This is a genomic window from Streptomyces sp. NPDC005181 (genome assembly GCF_040608395.1).
Taxonomy (GTDB): domain Bacteria; phylum Actinomycetota; class Actinomycetes; order Streptomycetales; family Streptomycetaceae; genus Streptomyces.
Window position 1 is genome coordinate 1 of sequence record NZ_JBEXID010000104.1, and the last position, 19,159, is coordinate 19,159.

The window sequence follows — 19,159 nt, forward strand, 5'->3', positions numbered from 1 at the left end:
GATCCTCGGATTGTGGGCCGGCGACGGCGGCGAGGGCTCCAAGTACTGGACCACCGTCCTGACCGAGATCAAGAACAGAGGCGTCCGCGACGTGCCTGCGGGACAGCGATGGACCGAGCCGGCGAGCTCCGGCTTGACGCGCGACTTGGTACTCAGCGGAACACTCTCCAACACCAGCGACGACTGCTACTTGCTGTGGACAAGGTTCGTGTTCCACCTCGCTCCCGGACCCACCCGCAACCAGGCCCAGATATGCGGTCCTGGAACCGTCGACGTCGACGTACGCCAGACCTATCGGCCCACCACCACCGGATGCCTCACGAGAGGTCAGGGTGGGGGCGGCCGCAAGGACCGCGCGTGCGTGTGCGGAGTCGAGTCCCAGCTTTCGTCTCCCCGCAGGTTCTCAACCCGGCCACCGCGAGGTGACCCCGTCCCGGGGATGTCGTCGGGTGCGAAGTGGACCAGGCGTACGCGAGTTGCACCGCCCCAGGTTGCGCTGCTCGTTGGCTCGCAGGGTGGGGTGCCAGATCCCGGCGACGGTGCGCTCACCAGTGACCATCGCTGCAGGGCCGCCGGGTCCGACAGCGTCTGGCGCAGCCGTGCCGAGCATCGCCGGCCGCGGCGAGGATCTTCTCGTCGCGGCCGGAAGCCCGGGGCTGAACGTTCCACGAGACGCCGTGGCGAATGCGAACCGTTCACCCCTGGAGGACGGGGTGACCGCCCGCGGCCCCGATCGTGCTGCCGCGGGCTCAGTTCGACCTGCCCTGCGGCGGTCCGCTGCTCGCGGCGGACCACCACAGGGTGGGCGGCATAGCCCCGGGCCGGGTCGAGCGCGTCCAAGAGCCTCGTTGCTCAGCGCAGGCCGAACGCCTTGATCACCGTCTGGCGCACCGCGTTGCCCGCCGCGTCCTTGGCGTTCGTCCTCAGCGAGACGGACGACGCCTTCCTGGGAGCGTCCAGACGGAATCGCCCGTCACGGCCGCAGTCGGCTTTGTGCCAGGTCCGGCCTTCGTCGTAGGACAGCTCCACGCCGACCGCGCCGATCTTCCCGGCGCCGGCGGCATCCGGCAGATGAGCGGCGGTGACGGACAGGGTGTCGTGCCGCCCCGCGCGTCCCGCGCCGTCGGTGCCGATCCTGTAGTCGAGCTGCACCAGCGGCAGCACCGCGGCGGAGTCGTCCGCCTGGGCCTTCGAGGTGAAGTCCCACTCGGTGCGCGTGCTGGTCGAGTACGGCGTGAAGGGCACATCGCGCTCAGCGGTGACGACCAGCCGGTACGGCAGCTTGTCGGCGCTGGGGGCGTCTCCCCACACGGATGTGAAGTTCCCCTGGCCCAGTTGGGTGCTGCCCTGGTAGAGGGTCTGCTGCTGGCTGGTTCCGACGCCGTACTGGTCCATGCCGACGTGGTTCCGGCTGCCCCAGCCCGGGATGTCGATGTACAGGTGGCTGCCCTTGCGGGTGGGCTGGCGGAAGGCGTCGTTCAGGAAGGGGCGCTGGATCGGCTTGAACCACTCCTGGGACTGTGTGCTGCCCGCCCGGTAGGAGGTCTTGGGCTCGACTTCGTAGATCACGCCGTCGGCGTACGCCTCCTGACTCCAGCTGTAGTCGCTCCCGGTGGAGACCCAGTCGGTGCGCTTCCCCTTCGCCGGCTCCGGCATGCTGGTGCCGATGGCCCAGTTGTTGTACGTGGGCCGGTCGAAGCGGAACTCGCCGCCGGTTTCGCGGTCCGGGGCCGGGCTCGCAAACGTGACGTCGATCCGGGCGAGGTTCTTGGCGCTGCCCCGCACCACCATGTTGTTCGGGATCTGGTCGTGCCAGGTCTGCATGAGGTCGTAGACGTACGGGCTGACCGGCTGGGAGGCGACGGTGACCTCCGCCTTGCGGACCTTGGCCTGCTGGACGAGCCTCTCGCCCTCGTCGGGGCTGAGCAGCCCCACATCGAGCGGGACGGGCGGCCCGAACGGCTGGTTGTAGCCGCGGAAACCGCGGCCGTCCTCGTTGTTCACGACCAGCATGAGCTTCGCGCCCGCGGCCATCGCGTTGGCCGCCTGGTCGATGTCGGAGACGTCGTCGTTGCGGCGGACCGCCACGGCCTTGCCACGTGCGTCGAGGTGGGTGTAGTCCGCGCTCGCACCCTGGCCCGCGAAGACCAGCGGCAGCTTCCTGGTGCCCGTGGGCAGCGGGGTGACGCCGTCCTGGCGCAGTACATCGGTGAAGTCGGCCGTACGGGTGGAGACGGCCAGCGCGGGCTGCTCCTTGCGCCAGCGAGCGGCCAGGTAGAAGTCGCCGTGCGTGACCTTGTCGGTGGCCGGCTGGGCCCACAGGCTGTCGAAGTTGGTCTGCGTCTCCATGTAGTCCCGCCAGATAACGCCCCCCATCGAGCGGTGATAGTCCAGCCGCTGGTAGGTCACCTCGGTCCGCTGCGGGGTTGTCGTGTCGATCCGGCTGATCTTGGCGGCGTCGAACGTGACGGTAGTGTCGGCCTTCAGGTGGACCTCCGGGTCACCGAGCAGGGCCATGCCTTTGGAGTGGGGGCCGTGGACGCCCTCGACCGTCTTGAAGGCCAGCACCGAGTAGATGCCCATGGGCACGTAGATGTGCCCGCCGGAGGAGCCGACCAGGACGAACATCGGGGCAGCCGGGTCGCCCGACCTGAACACCTGGGCGACGCCGGACATGGGCTGACCCTTGGCATCCTTGAACTCCAAGGTCAGCTTGCGCGCGACGAAGCCGACGCCGACCGCGGTGTGCGCCGCAACGTTCCCGGCCTTGTCCTTCGCCAGTACCTGGCCGGTGTGGCGGCCGGGATCGGTGATGCCGGAGCTGTCGATCGTCACCTTGACGTCGGCCGTGCCGTGCGCGGGCACGACCACCTGGGAGGCGGACAGCCGGAACGTCCCGGCGGGGGCGTGGGTCTCCGCGACGGACAGCGCCAGGGTGACCGGCGCGTCGGTGGTGTTGGTGTAGGTCACCGGGCGCTGGACGGCGCCGCCCGTGCCCTGCGCCGCGTACGCGGTCGCCGTGGCGAAGACTTCGGCGTGCGATGCCGCGGCGACGTCCAGTCGGCCGCTGCCGGCATCGAAGGCGTTGTACCGGGTCTGCTTGGAGCGACTGGTCAGCAGGTCCTTCAACTGGCCGCCGGTGAGTTCCGGACGGGCGGCGGCGAGGAGGGCGGCTGCGCCGGCGACGTGGGGCGTGGCCATGGAAGTGCCGCTCAGGGCCTGGTAGGAGCCCAGTCCGTTGTCGCTGAACTGGGAGTTGGCCGCGAGGATGTCGACTCCGGGGGCGCTGATCTCCGGCTTCAGTGCGCCGTCGACGCGGGGGCCCGTGCTGGAGAAGAAGGGGACGGAGTCGGTGGAGTCGACCGCTCCCACGGTCAGTGCGGCGTTCGCCGCCCCCGGCCCGCTGATGGCGCCGGATGTGCCCGTGTTGCCGGCGGCGGTCACGAACAGTGCGCCGGTCTCGGCGCTGAGACGGTCGGCGGCCTGGCTGAGAGGGTCGGTTCCGTCGGACCACTGATCGGAGCCGAGGCTCATGTTGATGACCTTGGCCTGCTGGTCGACCGCCGCCCACTCCATGCCGGCCAGGACCCAGGAGGTCAGCCCGCTGCCGGCGTTGCCGAGCACCTTGCCGATACGGAGACGGGAACCGGGCGCGACGCCCTTCTCCTGTCCGTCGGAGGCCGCACCGGTGCCGGCGATGGTGGACGCGACGTGGGTGCCGTGCCCGGAGTAGTCGTCCGTGTTCTCGTCCGGTACGAAGCTCTGCCGCGCCGCGATACGGTCCGCGAGATCCGGATGACCGGCGTCGACACCGGTGTCAAGGACGGCCACGTCCACGCCTTGACCGGTGTTGCCGTCCGCCCATACCTTCGGGGCGCCGATCTGCTCGGTGCTTTCGGCGAGGTCGGCGTGTACGAGACCGTCGAGCCAGATACGCGCGACGCCGCGGCCGAAGGACGGCTCGGCGTCCTGTGCCCGCGCGCCGTCGGCCGTCGCCGCCCCGGCCAGAGAGTTCCAGAAGGCGTCCGCGCGGGAGCGTTCCACGGTCAGGGCGGCGCCCTGGATGCTGTCCAGGTTCCGTACCCGGGACGCACCCTCGGGGACGGCGGGCGCGCGGCGCGCGGCGTCGGCCTTGGTGTAGGAGACGATCAGCGGCAGCCGCTTGCGGTGCGCGTCGTCGTATCCGTCCGCGATCAGGGCCGTGATGTTGAACAGCTGCCGGTCCAGGATCCCCTGCGCCACGAAGGGCAGCGCGGACTCGGGGTACGCGTAGAGGTCGTCGCCCAACTCCGTGATGCGGGTCTGCGCAGGCCGTCCGTCCGCGCCGCGCACGGTGACGACGCCCCCGCGCTTGCCGTCGGCCCCAGGGACCTGACGGGCGGTCACCACGTCGCCGGTAATCAGGGTGACGGTGTGTTCGCCGGTGGGCACAGCGCCCGGGCCGGCCGAGGAGGGGGGTTGGGGCGGGGCGGAAGGGGGCGCGGCCGATGCGGTGAACGGACTTGTCAGCGCAAGGATCCACGCGCCGGCGATGACCGGCAGGCTCCTGCGTCTGCGGTGTGGCTTCAACGGTGTCCTTTCGTTGGCTCGGCGTAGCCGAGGGTTGTTCTCCGCCGCAGTATTGGCATCCGGGCGTAGCGGAAGGGGCCCGGCGGACGGATTCCGCCGGGCCCCCTGCTGCCGTCAGCCGGCTACTTGAGGAGGTAGGCCTTGATGACGGTCTGCTTGAACGAGTTGCCCGCGGCGTCCTTGACGTAGGAGCGCAGCGAGACCGAGCCGCCCGCAGAGCGGTGCGGGTGGTCGACGCTCACGGTGCGCTTCGTACCGGAACCCTTGACCTTGGCGGAGTGCCAGGTCTTGCCCTCGTCGTAGGAGACCTCGGTGGTGAAGGTGCGGATCGACGGCTCGGAGGCGCCGGGCGGGCTCTGGATCAGGACCGGGATGTCAAGCCTGTGGCCGGCCTTGGCACGGTTCCACTCGTCGAGTTCCGGCGACATGCGCACCGCGTACAGCGGCAGCACCTGCCGGGCCGCCGTCGTCTGCGACCGGAAATTCCATTCGGCCTGCAGCTGTGTGGAGATGGAGCTCTTGACGGGGTCGCGGTCCTGCTCGAACGTCAGGCGGTAGTCGGCGGGTGCGGCATCGGCCGGTACATAAGCGAAGCTCCGGGTGTCCGCGACCAGGGCACCGTTGCGCCGCAGCTGCCACCCGGACCGGCTGATGGTCGACGTTCCGGCCGCCATGTCGAGGTTTCCGCTGGCAGAGTCCTGGATGACGAACGACATGAAGTCGCCCTCACGGAAGGTGTTCACCCCCTCGGGCGCGAAGCCCATGGCCTGAACTCCGCCGTTCCAGCGCTCCTCGACGGATCCGGCCTTGTAGCCGTGTATGGGGCCGAGGAAGCCCTGTCCGTGACTGTCGGGCTTCGTCATGAAGTTCTGCTCGAAAACGGTCTGCCAGCGCAGTTCCTTGGCCGTCGAGAAGTAGTCGACCCGATGGTTCGGAACCGGAAGCCCGTCCATCCCGTGGTAGAAACGGAATTTGTCGAGATACATCCAGACACTGCGGTACGCGGTGCTGCGCGGTTCGGTGGCGGCGAAAGTGGTGTTGACCCTGGCCAGTTCCGACTTGCGGGGGTTGTAGCCGGGGTCCGCCGGGATGGCCCCACGCACCGGCCAGGTCAGGTAGTAGGCCGACGAGGGGTTTCCGTCGGCGCCGTCGGGCTCGCCCCAGATGGTGCTGACGAGATAGGTGAACTTCGAGTCCTTGTCCCGCGCGCTCGGGGTCGCGTACAGGCCCTCGATGTGGTCGTCGCCGATCGCGTCGTTCATGGAGACGGAGAACAGCCCGCCGTCCAGTCCCGCGGTGCCGATCTCGGCCGACATGATGCGGGCCGAGCGGCTCGGGGCCGAGACCGTGACAGGCTTCGCCTTCCGGGCGTCGAAGGTGACGTCCTGGTCGGCGTTCATCACGACCTTCGGCGTACCGACCACGGTGCCCTCGGTGAACTCCGCGTCGAAGAAGAAGCCGTTCACCGAGTAGGAGTTGTTGTCGCGCGGCAGCCTCACCACGGTGCTGGCCTTGCCGTGCAGTTCCAGCTCGTGGAGCATGTGACCAGCCGAGCCGACGATCAGGTAGGCGTGGTCGGGAGCCTTGCCCGAGCGGTCCTTCATGGTGATGCGCAGATCGTGGGACGGCTGCTCGACGTCCATACCGATCGGGACACGCACCGAGACGGCCTTGTCGGCGGTCGACGCGATGACCACGCCGCTGTACGCCGCGTAGGTCGTGGCCGTCTCCGGGGTCGCGGTGACGGTGACGTTCGCGGTGCCCTGCGCGGGCACGGTGACCTTGTCCGCGCTGAGCCGGAAGAGGCCTGCCGGCGCGGGCTTGTCACCGTCGTGGGACACGTTGAGCGACAGGTCCAGGGTGACCGGCTTGCTGGTCGGATTGCGGTAGGTGACCGTCTTGTCGACCGGCGGCCGAGCGCCGTCGGACCAGCGGATCTGCCCGTAGTCCAGTCCGGTGGGCTCGGCGCTCACCTGCTGGTCGATCACTCGTGCGATGTCGACCCGGCCGGCGCCCTGGCGGTAGGCGCCGCGCTCGAGGCCGCCCGTCGTCGACTGCATCAGCTGGCGCTTGACCTGCTCCGCGGTCCAGTCGGGGTGCTGCTGGAACACGATGGCGGCGGCACCGGCGACATGCGGGGTCGCCATGGACGTCCCGGACATGCCGATGTAGCCGTCCTCGGCTGTCGTACCGCCCGCCTGGGCGGCGACCACGCCGACACCGGGGGCCGCGATGTCCGGCTTGAGGCCGAAGTCGCCCACCCGCGGGCCGACCGAGGAGAAGTCTGCGACCTCGTCGTCGATGTCGGTGGCGGCGACGGCCAGTGCGCGGTCGGCGGAGCCGGGGGACGAGACCTTGCCGGGGCCTTCGTTGCCGGCCGCGGCCACGACCAGGACACCGTAGTCACGGGTGAGGGTGTCGACCATGGCCTCGAGGGCGTCGGTCTCCGGGGTGTCGACATCGCCCAGGCTGAGGCTGATCACCTTGGCGCCGTGCTGGGCGGCCCAGGCCAGGCCCTCGAGAATGGCGGAGTTGTCGCAGGAGCCGTTCGCGTCGCAGACCTTGCCGGACAGGATCCGCACGCCGGGCGCGACGCCCTTGTGCGTGCCGCCGGAAGCCGCGCCGGAACCGGCGACGGTCGAGGTCACGTGGGTGCCGTGGCCGTGCTGGTCGTCGGTGTTCGGCTCGCTGGTGAAGTTCGCGGAGTCCTCGACGAGGCCCTTGAGGTCAGGGTGGTTCGGGTCGTAGCCGGTGTCGAGCACCGCGACCTTGACACCGTCGCCCTTGAGGCCCTTCGCCCAGGCCTGGGGGGCACCGATGTGAGGCACCGTCCGGTCGAGCGAGACCTTGGCACGGCCGTCGAGCCACACCCGGCGTACGCCCGCGCCCATGGACGTGGCGCCCGACTTGGCGGGGGCGATGTTCTCCCAGAACTCCGCGGCGTCCTTGCGGTCTTCACCGAGGGTCGCGAACGACGTCCCGGGGATGGCGTGGACCTTGCCGGCACCGGCCGCGGTGAGCCGGCTCGCGACGGTCCGCGCGTCACCCGCGAAATCGACGATCAGCGGCAGACTCGTGCGCTCGGCATACTTCCCCTTGACCAGGGCCGAGACGTTGAACAGGGCCCTGTCGAGGCGGTCCGCCGCGATCAGGGGAAGTGCGTCGACGGGTATGACCGTCCAGTCGTCACCGTCCTGGCGCTTGAGAAACGTGAGGTGCTCCCGGCCCTTGGCCGGCTCCACCGAAACGCTCTGCTTGCCCGACGGGTCCGTCTCCAGCGTGACGCGGTCGCCCGTGATCAGGGTGACATGGTGCCGGGTGACGCCGTGCGACTTTGCGGCCTGGTTGCTCGGCCGTGGCGTGTCGGCCTGATCGGCGCCCTGAGCGGCACCCGGTGTGACAGTCAGGCCCACGAGCAACGCCGCGAGCGCAGTGGCCGCCACATACTGCGACCGGGGTCTGTGGACCCTCGGCCGCTGTTTTTTGATCAAAGGGGTCATGGAGGGACAGCGTGACGCCACTATCGACAAAACACAACGTTTGTTCGTGTCATCCCAGTGCCATGTCACCTTTGCGACTCGGCGCCGACGGTACGAATCACATCAAATGGTGCCGGAATCGCGGCGCGGAGGTGGCTTGTCGCGGCCAACACACTTTGTGGAATGGCATCGGGCTCGGCTTCGCATCGAAGGTGAGGTCAGGCCGCGCCGACTGACGGCCCGTCGCTGGTGGCTCGAGCTGTACTGACGGGCCCGTCGCCGACGGCCCGAGCCGGACTGACGGCCCGTCGCGCTTCCCCTGTCGCGCTGCGCCCAGGATGCCGAGGGCCAAGAGCCTCTGGCGGCTCCCATCGTCAACTCGCGTCCAACCCGTGCACAAATCTCAGGGCCGGGGCCGTTGAGTGGGTGCGCCCGCCAGGCCGGCACCGACCACACCATGGGCGTGACCGGCACCCTCACCACCGCGACAGGAACTGACGAATCGGAACGACACAGCAGACCCGGCCAAGCCGCAGTAGGTGATCGCCCGTCATGGATCGGCCGTCGGCCCTGCGCCGGCAGGGCCGTGGAATGCCCTGCGAGGCGCAGGCGCCGCTGTGCTCCTCACCTGCCTGCGGCCATTGCGCCCGCTTCGCGCCCCGTCCCGGCCGGACGGCCACCAGCATGCTCGAAGACATGGTGGATCACGACAGGGGGTTCGGCCCAAAGGCGGGTAGTTGGCGTTTTCGCAGGCCACCCACGGAATTCGTCGTTTTGAACGATGGCCGTCGCGTGGGGCGCCGACCGTGCCCGGACTACCCCAGGCCGCCGCGGACATGCCACGTCGGCGTGCTCGGAGTATGCCTGCCGCACACTTCCGCGGGCTGTGCGGGAAAGCCGCTCTGAACAGCAGAGTCAACGTTGTGGCAACGTGTCACATCATGGGGAGTTTGGGGCTGACACGCTCTCACTATTTCAGAATGATCAGTCGCGCAGAGCGACGGCAGCGCAGATGGGCTGTCCGTGATGTGCTGGTTTGGTGTCAGTGGGTGGGCGTCAGACGGCATGTCAGGCAGGCGTCCCGCCAAATGTCCGAGCGATCCAGTCCGTTGGTGTGGTTGATCAGTATCTCTGCCATCCCCACGGGGTCTGGTTGAGCGGCGGGCAAGCCGCCAGGAGCTTCGCAGGGGAACAACAGGATCTTGCCGAGAATGCTGCGCGTTCGTGGACGCAGCTCCCTGAATACGGCGGGCGGAAGCAGCACGTCCGCAGTTTCGACCAGCGGTAGCCCTTGATATGCGCGTATTTGTGCATACGAGCACAGCCATACAGCGGTCATCGTGCAGAAGAGGACGTATCCGTCTCCGGCATCGCGCAGGAAGCGCGCGTCCACATGTTCCTTGCAGTATGCGCAATCGGCATAGACCCCCGAGAGCAGCTGTGTGAGGCCGTGTTCGTCTCCGCTGATCATTCCCTGCGCTCCCTCGGGAAGCGGGTGCCGGCCCCCGAACGGACAGTGGTTCGTCAAGATCGTCTCGAACGAGTCGTCCATGGTCGCGACTCTACGGCTCCCTGGCGATCACTCGCTCTGCCATGACAGCGCTCTGAGGACACGGCGCTTTCGATGGCTACGTCACCGCGGTGGTCACATCGGATCACGGTGGCAGCGCCAGTCGTTTGGTCCGTTGCCACCGGCCTGCGCCGATCCGCCCCCGCCCCCGGCCACGGGTCCGCCCGACGCGTACCCAGTGCGTCGGGCGGACCCGCCCATGCCCCGTGAAGACACACGGTCACCGTGTCCGCCCAGGTCTGGGAACGCGGGCTTCCTCCGATCGGTCCCGAACGCCCGGATCACCAATTGGGCAGGGGCGAGGCGAGGGACCGCAGGATGATGGCCCTCGGCTCGCCCAGCTCCCTGGCCTGGCGGCAGCCCAGGTCCGAGAGTCGGCCCGGGAGCTAGCCGGTGGCGATGCCGGCCTCGTTGTCGGTGGTGGTGGCGTGTGTCTCGTAGACGATCTCTACTGCCATCAGGGCTCCTGGATGTCCTCGACAGGTCAGGCTGCATGGGCGAGCGGGTGGCCTCCCCACCCGCGCGACTTCGCAGCTCGCTGCACGGCTGAGCAGGACACCCAGGACTCCAGCGAGTACGGACGCAATCGCCACCCGGGCCACGCCTGGCGGGCGGAGCGGAGCGGCTTGCCCCAGGGCCCGGTGGGGGCGATGGCCGTTGTAAAACGACTCGAACTCGCGCAGGGCGTGGAGTAGGTGCTGCTGGCCCCATATGAGGGTACGGTCCAGCAGCTCACGTCGACAGATTTGTATCCATCGCTCCATGATCGAATCCGCGGCATCCGGATACCGCTGAGGATGACCTCCAGCCCGGCGTCAGCCATCACGGCATCGAAGGCCTTGGTGAACTTGGAGTCCCGCTCGCGGATCAAGAACTTGGCCGTGCTGCCCGCGTCCTGGAGATCCATGGCGAGATTACGTCCGACCTGTACCACCCAGTCCGCGGTGGGGTGTGCGGTGGCGCCCAAGATCCGGATCCTGCGGCTGGTGTGCTCGATGACGGCGAAAACGTACAGGCGTGCCCCGGCCAGGGCGCGGGTCTCGAAGAAGTCGCAGGCGAGGAGCGCGTCGGCCTGGCTGCACAGAAAGTCAGCCCAGGTCGTGCCTTCGCGTTCGGGGGCGGGCGGGATGCCGTGCTCCAAACAACTTTCCGAGCCCCACACCCGGGCAGCCGGCGAAACGTCCCGCGGGAATGGCCTCCGCACTCTGGACGCCGGGCGGCACGCCGCGAACGCTGGCTGGGTAGATGACGATGTCGGCCCCTTCGTCCTCCGTGGCGTCAACGTGCTGGGCTGCGGCGGGAGAGACGGGAGGTCTGTTGCTTGGCATTCAGGGCCTCGGCCCGTCGGTTGGCTCCGCTCCAGAGGCAGCCGGACCATCAGCTGCGTGCGCGGCACGGAACGACAGCAGAGATCACTCCCACAGAGGGCAGACCACAGCCCACCGAGAAAGGGAAATTTCGCGACGATCACTACAATCCGAAACGATCACTACATTCGCAGCTCAGCGGCCTTCCCAACATCTCCGCCCTATGAAGACCCCTGCCCAGAGCAGCGCCACACCAGAGCGCGAAATCCGGAAACGATCACTGTATCCACAGGTCAGGAAACTGCTATCTCAGTGATCAACAGCGGATTTGTCAGAGGTGGGTGGCGATGACGGGGACGGTGCCGGTGAAGTCCCACCAGCCGTTCTCCTCCGTGTCCTTGGGGGACCAGCCGTGTGGGCTTTGCCAGCGGGGCTGCCAGTAGGCACGGGACAGGTCGCGGATGGTCTTGATGCGGTTCATCCGGGCCTGTGCGCCGACGTCCTTCGTGAAGACCAGGGCGAGGGGCGGGTAGCCGCCGCGGCCAAAGTCGTCCCACAGCGTCGACCACAGCGGGACGTCACGGCCCCGGTCGTTCTTCACCTGGCGTCGGAAGAACCGGCGGTACCGCTCGATCTTCGCGGCCACGACCGCCGCGGGTTCGGTGTGGTTGTCGACCTCCACGAACAACACCGGCACCTGGTCCTCCGGCGCCGTCAGCACCGCATCGGCACGCAGGCTGCCCCGGGCAGATGGGCGATCACCCGGGCCCCGTTCCACAGCGTCTCGAACGCGTACTCGGCCTCCCTCTTTGGTCCCGGCGGCGGGCCCGCCACCGCCAGCATCGGCGACAGCGGCGGCAACCCAGACGCACCGTGAGCGCCGGAAGACGGCTGCACGCTCATCTCTCAGCCTGCACCCCGGCAGCCGGCCTCGGCCAGTTGCCCTGGCGGCCGCACCGCCGGATGGGACAGCCACACCGGTACCTGTGCCCAGGCGGGGCCTCTCCCCCGACGGCACTCCCCTTGGCGGTATGTCCCGGAATGTATTCTTCGTCGGTTGGTGGTTTGCTGCTCGATGGCGGCGGCGGACCGGCTTTCAGGTTCGGCGCCTGGCCGTGTCCACCCGCAAGGCTCAAGGAGGAGTCCCGCATGTCCGTCTACACCCCCCAACAGATCAGCCAGCCCCAGACCCAGCAGCCGTTCGGCCAGCAGCAGCCCTGGGGGCAGCAGGGCCAGGACCAGCAGCCGTTCGGCCAGCAGATCGCCGGGTCGCAGCAGCAGATCGCGCAGGTGGTTCAGCAGTCGATCCAGCAGGCCTGCCAGCAGGCGAGCCAGCAGGTGGCGCAGCGCATGCAGCAGACGCTGCAGCAGATCCAGCAGGTTCAGCAGCAGCTGCAGCAGCAGGGCTTGGCCCACCAGGCGCACCCGTACCTGGCTGTGGCGCTGCACCACACCCTGCTCCAGGGCGTGCGAAGCGCTGTGGAGCAGTCCGTGCAGCAGGCGCTGCCTATCGCGATCCTGACGCTGGTGCAGCAGAGCCAGCAGGGCCAGCAGGGCCAGCAGGGCCAGCAGCAGTTCGGCCAGTTCCCGGGCCTGCAGCCGCAGGGCCAGATGGGACAGGGCGGCCAGTTCCCGGGGCTTGGCCAGGGGCAGGGCATGTTCGGGCAGCAGCCGCAGTACGGGCAGCTGTCGCCTCTGGGCATGTAACAGCCCCTCACGCCGGGCGGCGAGGCGCCGCAGTGACGGGCTGCGTGGTGGGGGCGAGGTGCCGCTCCCACCACGCAGCAGCTTGTGCGACGTGATGTGACAAGTGAAGCAACCCTTGAGTGTGAGATGGCGGTTTGTGTGATGAGTGAGCAAGGCGGCGGTGTGAAGCCGGGCAACGGCGGTAACGGCAAGGGCAAGGCCCAGGCGCAGAAGGCCGCGGCGGAGCAGACCGGCGAGGCCGCGGGCGGGACGGGTGAGCCGGCCGGCCGGCTCGGCGGGGAGGCGCAGGCGCTGGGGTATGAACAGGGCCGGGGTGTGCGGGCGGGGTGGGGCCGGTATCTGGTGGCGCCGCGCCCGGCAGGGATGCTGGCAGGCGGGGTGCCGCCGGTCGAAGCCGGAGCATTGTTCGCCCTGCTCGAGGAGGACCCCGACGTGGAACCGGTGGCACAGCTGCGCCCGTCCCGTCCCCGGGGCTTGGGGGCGATCACGGAGCCGCATCCGGCCTGCCCTCCTGTCGCGGTGGTCGCGATGCCCGAGCAGCGGGCCCGCGCTTTGGCGGCGAACCCGCAGGTGGTCGTGGAGATCGACCAGCCCCTCGCCTACACCCCCACCCCACCGATCAGCGCCGGCATGGGCACTGCGCTGCCGGTGGTGGATCCGATGCTCGCCATCACCCTGGAGGAGCCCGGAACGGTCAGGCTGCGGGTGGTGGGCGGTGACGGTCAGGCGGTGGCCGGGGCGCACGTGTGGGCGATCGGCAGCAGTATTCCGGTGCACGGGGTCACGGGCCGCGACGGGCGGGTGAGCCTGACGCTGGCGGCGGACACGCCGGACACCCTCCAGGGGCTGTATGTGCGGCCCGTCAGCGGCTACTGGCCGCTGCGGACCGGCCGCCCCGATCTCACCGAGGGCGGGGAGGCGGTGGTGGAGGTACAGGCCCTGGCAGAGACGTTCGAGGGCTCCCCCGGCCGGGCGCTGACGGGCTGGGGGGCGCAGGCGATGCGGCTGCACCAGATCCCCCCGACCTACCGCGGACACGGCATCAAGGTCGCCCTCATGGACTCCGGGGTGAACACCGCCCACCCAGACCTCAAAGAGAGCGTCCGGCACGGCCACGACCTCACCACCACCGTCGGCGGCGGGGACGGCACGTGGGGGCGGGATGCCACCGGCCACGGCACCTGGTGCGGGGGAGTGATTGCCGCGGCCGACAACCGCACCGGCATCACCGGCATCGCGTCGGAGGCCGAGCTGCACGCACTGAAACTGTTCCCCGGCGGGCACGTCAGCGACCTGCTCCGCGCGGTCGACTACTGCGTCACGCATGACATCGACATCGCCCAGATCAACCTCGCCTACGCATTTCCGTCGCAGCTCATGGCGTGGAAGCTGCTGGATGCGCACGCGGCCGGGATCACGGTCATCGCCCCCGCCGGCGACACCGCCGGCCCCCTCACCCAGCCCGCCGCCCTGCCTGGGGTCCTCGCGGTGGGGGCGCTCGCGCACACCGGCACCTACCCCGCCCGCAGCCCCTACGCGGCGGTGCAGCCGCCGTGGCCCGGACCCTTCCCGGCCCCGTTCACCCCCACCGGGCCCGGGGTGGACCTGGTCGCACCCGGCACGGCGATCGTCACCACCGCACTGGGAGACGGCTACACCCCTGCCGACGGCACCGCCATCGCCGCCGCCCACGTCACCGGCCTCGCCGCCCTACTGCTCGCGCACCACGACCATCTGCGCGCCCAGGTCATGCCCCGCACCCCGGCCCGTGCCGAGTTCTTGTACACGCTGCTGCGCACCGCCTGCCGGCCCCTGCCGGGCGCCGATCCGGCCCGCGTGGGTGCCGGGATCGCGGACGCCCCCACCGCCCTCGGCACCCCCCACGTCTGGCAGCAGCAGGACTACCGCGCCGAACAGACGCACGCGGCAGCCGGACCCTACCCCCGCAGCTGAACACAGCGCGCAGGAATTCCGTCCCCCGGTGGCGGAGCCGGGAGACGGAACCCGACAGCCGACAAAGGACGCCCAGGGGTGTCAGCCGAACAGGTCGCGGACCCGGATCGTGCGCACCGGCATCCACCGGGCCCGGCTCGCAGGCAGCCTCCCGCCCAAAGCGGCAACCGACGCCTCCCCGGAGAGTGGCTTCCAGTCGTCACGGACCGTGTCCCAGAAGTCCAGCCACGCGTCCGTCTCGGTCGGCCCGCGCCCCACCACCTCCGTGCCCGGGCAGGAGACGACATAGCCGTCCGGGGTCACCTCGACCGACACCGCACGCTGCTCCACGGGGCACCACCACCCATCTCTTCCACGGGCAGACCGGATGAGGCAGGAACGCGAGCCGGCCTCCGGCTCACCTCCCAGCCCTGGCCGGGAGGTGAGAGGTGACCTTCAGTGTGCGCCCGGACCTGCCGATTCCGCACCTCACAGGAGTGCGAGAGCTATGTGCTGCCGGGGCCGAGACTCGGCCTGCGATCCCCTGCGTGATCTCATACCGGACCCGCTCGCCCTCGGCCAGGGTCCTGAAGCCGGTGATCCGGGGTGATCCGGATGGCGGAGAAATGCACGCACACGTCCGGCCCGCCGTCGTCCTGGGTGATGAAGCCGAGCGGCGTTGTCACGTTGTCGGGGGTGAGGCGTCTGGCGGTGCGTCAGGGCGTGGTCGAGCCGGCTGTCGGCTCTCGGTCAGGCCACAGCGGGCTGGTCGGTGACGCCGGTGATCTGGTTCCAGATGGTGAAGCGGACGGTCATCTCGAGTCGGTGGTCGGGTGCGGTGCGGTGGTGGCGGCCGGGTCGGAAGTGGGGCGAGATGCCACTGAAGGCGGCCAGGAATCTTTGGGCTCCGCCGACGCTGCGGAAGCCCTTCATCGCGCGCTCGCGCTGCCTGGTCGGCTGGTGCGAGTTCTCCGCCCGGTTGTTCAGTCCTTTGTGGGAGCGGTGCTCGACCGAGGGCATCACCTCTCGCAACGCGGCGCCGTAGGAGCGGAGCTTGTCGGTGACGACCACCCGCGGCACGGACCCGGTCTCCTTGAGGAGTCTGCGGAAGAAACGCCTGGCCGCGGCCTTGTCGCGGCGGTTCTGGACCAGGATGTCGAGCACGTTGCCGTCGGCGTCGACGGCCCGCCAGAGGTACTTCTGCTCCCCGTTGATCTTGATGAAGACCTCGTCCAGATGCCATTTGTCGCCGGGACGGAGGCGTCGGCGGCGCAGGGCGTTGGCGTAGGCCTGCCCGAACTTCCGGCACCAGCGGCGCACCGGCTCGTGAGACACAATCACACCACGGGCCAGCATCAGCTCCTCCACCTCGCGGAAGCTGAGCGGGAACCGGAAGTACAGCCACACACAGTGGGAGATGATCTCGACCGGATACCGGTGACCCTTGTACGACGGCGACACGCTCTCCACGGGACAGACCCTCCCCAGCACGATCAACCCGAAGATCATCCCACCCCTTCAGCCAACGTGACAACGCCCTGTGCCGCCATCGGCGCCCGGGTGGCCGAGGGCAAAAGCGCTGGCTACGGGGCCGGGTGATCGGTCGCGCAGCATCGACGCCGTCACGCGGGCCGCGGCGGCGCACTGCCTCCCGTTCTCGTCGACATCGACGTCCCGGCGCGGCAGGTGCCTCCCGCAGTCGTGAACAACTGCTGTCGTGAGTCGTCGATAAAGCCAGCCGCCGTTACGACGCTCTGCGTCGGCGCCTGACAGCCCTGACCTTCGGCTTCGTCATCATGGCCCTCGTCATCACCCGGTCGACGTTGGTGTCGGGTCTCTCGCTGTTCGCTCAGAAAAGCGCCAGGCCCTCACCGCTGGTGTCCACGATGACTGGCCGGAACCGGGCGGGGAGGCCGTCCAGGCGGTCGGGTCCGGCCTCAGCCGCCACGGCAGGGGCGGTCTCGGCCAGCCAGGTGCGAAACCGCTCGGCGGCTTCGCGGTAGGAGACTTGCGCCAGGACACGGTGCTCGCCGGAGGGGCACAAGTCGACGGCGACAGTGAGCAGGCAGGAACCGGGCGCATTGTGGCTGCCGGTCCAGGACACGCGCAGCGCGCCGCAGGGTTTGCGCCCGCGGGAGCCGCCAGGGTCGCGGTGGGTCGGGCGCAGTGATCGGCAGGCTATGTGGGCGGTCCATGCGGCGAGGTGTGGCAGTGGCAGGGTGGTGCGAGTGCGGCAGCCGGGGCAGCGGTGCCAGTGGCGGAGCCAGTCGGCGGTGTGGGTGTGGAAGAGACGTGTGTAGTGGTTAGCCACGCGGATGTCGTTGCTGTAGAGGTGGTCGGGTCGTTCTTGTGTGTTGCAGGAGTGGCAGACGGGGGCGCGGACGTAGCCGTGTTCGTGGCAGTGGTCGAGTACGGCGGCGGGTGCGGTGCGGCAGATGGCGCAAGTCCACCCAGCCACCTTGCGGGAGGTGCCGGGTTTCCTGCTGAGTACCGAGTACAAGTGGCCTTTCAGTTCCTCGTTGTACGGGCGCAGTGGGGCGGTTGGGCAGTCGGGACTCGTCGTCTGCCAGCCGTCGGCGGCTCGGGCCTGCCAGTGGTGGGAGGGCGACTCGGTGACGGTTGCGCTTGCCTGGCAGGTCCGCTCGGCTCGCAGCCACCGCGTTTCGGTGTGCTCGGCCACATCCAGCAGCCTGACCACAGCGCGCGGCAGCCACCATGTCCGCGCCGTGTGGCCGCGGGTTTGTTCCACGAGTATCCGCCGCCAGTCGATTCCCGCCAGATGGTGCGGCCGGCCGCCTTCAGGTTGTGCTGCCCGCTCGGGGGCGCCCAGCTCCTGCAGTTCCCGGGTGATGCGCTGGCGCCATCGCAGCGGCGTTCCCTCGTTGCGCTCCTGCTTCGGCCCGTCACGGAACGGACCGATGCGGACCAGGTCCTGGCGGTCCATCTCAACCGCGTTCAGTTCCGCTGCCGCCCGGCGCACCGCAGTCTCCGGAACACTCCACTGGCCGCCGCTTGCCTTCACCGTCGCCACCACACGGCTACCGAGCAGGACGTAGCCCGCCCGGGCATTGGCAGGAGAGCAGGTGAACGCCGCAGAAGCCGCCGGCACAGCGCTGCCGGCCGTCAAGCCGGCCCACAGAGCGTCCGCGGCGCCCAGAGTGATCAGGCCGCCCGTACGGCCCGGGATGACACGCTCTGACATATCCACAGGCTAACGGCCGGTCCAGGCTCGAGGCCGCCGCCCACCACCAGGCCTCAGGCGGCGGCCTCGGTGAGCTCCGCCAGTTCCTGCGCGGTCAGCTGAAAGTCGGCCACACCAGCGCGGGCGCCTGCTGGTTCAGCTGGGTGATGGCCCGGCGGGTGCCTGGCTCGGGGCGGGAGGCAGCGGTTGCTGTGGTGCGGCCTGCGGGGTGTGCTCTTGCTGCCGTACAGGCGGCTTCTGTTGCGCTTCGGTGCGAGTGAGGGCGGTGCGGCGTGCGGCTTCAGCGCGGGCGCGGTGGTGGATCCGGTGGGCGGCGGGTGTGGTCGAACTGCGGGGCGATTTGGGTGCCCAGGCCGGGGTGAAGGTGCGGTGCGCGAGCGGTATCGGCTTGTCGGGGTTCGGCGGGTCGACGGGGATGCAGTGGTCGCGGATGGCGGCCGCGGTGATGGCGGTGTCGGTGAGGGGCGGGACGGGGTATCCGTGGAGGGTGCGGGTGAGGTAGCGGCGGGCTTCGGCGAGCAGGTGGCGGTGGCGGAAGCGGCCGCCGTGGTGGACCGAGACGATCGCGGTGATCTCCAGGGCTGCGGCCGCGACGTCCACGACGGTGCGGACGGTGGTGCGGATCGCTGCGGCGGCGAGGCGGGCCAGGCGCAGGAGGTTGTCGACGACCGCCTCGCCGACCAGGGCAACGGCGCCGTCCCGCCAGCGTTCCCGCAAGGCGGGCAGGGGCTGGCCGGTCTTCTTCTTGGCGGGCCGGGTCTCGTGGGAGGCGCGTGCCATCATCCGGCGCCGGATTTTGGTGGTCAGGGGCTGGCGGGTGCGTTCCTGGTACTGGCCGGCGAGTTCCGCCAGGCGCTGCATGGTCGCGGTGTTGCGGGTGGCGGCCCAGTCGATGAGCTGCTCGGGGATCCCTGCGAGTTCCATCACGGGCCGCTGGCCGGCGGTCGGGTAGCGGGGCACGGTCGCCAGATCGAGCGCGCGGCAAATCTCTTCCATCAGGCGTTGGTTGTAGAGCTCTGACAGGGTGACGGCGTACTCGAGGAACGGGCGGGTGTGCAGGGTGCCCCACCGGCCGTCCTGGCGGCGGACCTTGACCGACAGCACCACGTGGTCGTGGAGCAGCGGCATGCCGTCGCGGTTCTCGTAGTGGCGGAAGCGGGCGGCGATCACACCGGCACGGGCGCGTTGCACGGTGCTGTCGCCACCGACGCGTACCCACAGCAGGTCGGTCTCGGCGGTGGCCAGGACCTCGCCGGTGACGCGGGTCTGCAGGTCCTCGATGAGCTGCCGGACCGGCGGAGGGTGTTCACTTCCTTGTGTAAGAGATGATCTTGTTGGGTGCTGGTCGGGCCCCGGCTGACACCAGGAATGTGACGCACAGTGAGTGACTTGA

General features: G+C 69.5%; 10 protein-coding genes and 3 pseudogenes. 3 read left to right on the plus strand and 10 right to left on the minus strand.

The annotated features are described in order from the left end of the window. Positions 1-91, plus strand: a pseudogene (locus ABZV38_RS34900) (transposase); the annotation flags it as partial. 761 nt (positions 92-852) lie between these two features. On the opposite strand, the gene ABZV38_RS34905 reads toward ABZV38_RS34900, so the two are convergent. The 5 genes and pseudogenes from ABZV38_RS34905 to ABZV38_RS34925 all read right to left on the minus strand — a co-directional run bounded on the left by ABZV38_RS34905 (position 853) and on the right by ABZV38_RS34925 (position 11,943). Then, complete coding sequence (locus ABZV38_RS34905) at positions 853-4,386, minus strand: S8 family serine peptidase (protein ID WP_356332475.1); 3,534 nt, start codon at positions 4,384-4,386, stop codon at positions 853-855. A gap of 305 nt (positions 4,387-4,691) precedes the next feature. Beyond that, on the minus strand, positions 4,692-8,012 hold the full coding sequence (locus tag ABZV38_RS34910) for a S8 family serine peptidase (RefSeq protein WP_356332476.1): 3,321 nt from the start codon (positions 8,010-8,012) through the stop codon (positions 4,692-4,694). A gap of 1,078 nt (positions 8,013-9,090) precedes the next feature. After that, positions 9,091-9,600, minus strand: coding sequence for a hypothetical protein (locus tag ABZV38_RS34915; protein ID WP_356332477.1), 510 nt, complete (start codon positions 9,598-9,600; stop codon positions 9,091-9,093). Between the two features lie 626 nt (positions 9,601-10,226). Continuing rightward, a pseudogene (locus ABZV38_RS34920) lies at positions 10,227-10,756 on the minus strand (integrase core domain-containing protein); the annotation flags it as partial. Positions 10,757-11,256: 500 nt separating this feature from the next. Beyond that, positions 11,257-11,943, minus strand: a complete 687-nt coding sequence (locus ABZV38_RS34925; RefSeq protein WP_356332478.1) for a replication-relaxation family protein — start codon at positions 11,941-11,943, stop codon at positions 11,257-11,259. Positions 11,944-12,074: 131 nt separating this feature from the next. Between ABZV38_RS34925 and ABZV38_RS34930 the strand changes: the two genes are divergently transcribed. After that, positions 12,075-12,632, plus strand: coding sequence for a hypothetical protein (locus tag ABZV38_RS34930; protein WP_356332479.1), 558 nt, complete (start codon positions 12,075-12,077; stop codon positions 12,630-12,632). 141 nt (positions 12,633-12,773) lie between these two features. Further along, positions 12,774-14,585, plus strand: a complete 1,812-nt coding sequence (locus tag ABZV38_RS34935) for a S8 family serine peptidase (RefSeq protein ID WP_356332480.1) — start codon at positions 12,774-12,776, stop codon at positions 14,583-14,585. 81 nt (positions 14,586-14,666) lie between these two features. On the opposite strand, the gene ABZV38_RS34940 is transcribed toward ABZV38_RS34935, so the two are convergent. The 5 genes and pseudogenes from ABZV38_RS34940 to mobF form a co-directional block, all read right to left on the minus strand. Further along, a complete protein-coding gene (locus ABZV38_RS34940) occupies positions 14,667-14,915 on the minus strand; it encodes a hypothetical protein (RefSeq protein WP_356332481.1) in 249 nt (82 codons plus the stop codon). 190 nt (positions 14,916-15,105) lie between these two features. Next, a pseudogene (locus tag ABZV38_RS34945) lies at positions 15,106-15,250 on the minus strand (cold shock domain-containing protein); the annotation flags it as partial. 64 nt (positions 15,251-15,314) lie between these two features. After that, positions 15,315-16,073, minus strand: a complete 759-nt coding sequence (locus tag ABZV38_RS34950; RefSeq protein ID WP_356332482.1) for an IS6 family transposase — start codon at positions 16,071-16,073, stop codon at positions 15,315-15,317. 340 nt (positions 16,074-16,413) lie between these two features. Next, on the minus strand, positions 16,414-17,766 hold the full coding sequence (locus tag ABZV38_RS34955; RefSeq protein WP_356332483.1) for an endonuclease domain-containing protein: 1,353 nt from the start codon (positions 17,764-17,766) through the stop codon (positions 16,414-16,416). Between the two features lie 135 nt (positions 17,767-17,901). Then, the coding region (mobF, locus tag ABZV38_RS34960) for a MobF family relaxase (protein WP_356332484.1) at positions 17,902-19,159 on the minus strand (1,258 nt) is incomplete at its 5' end.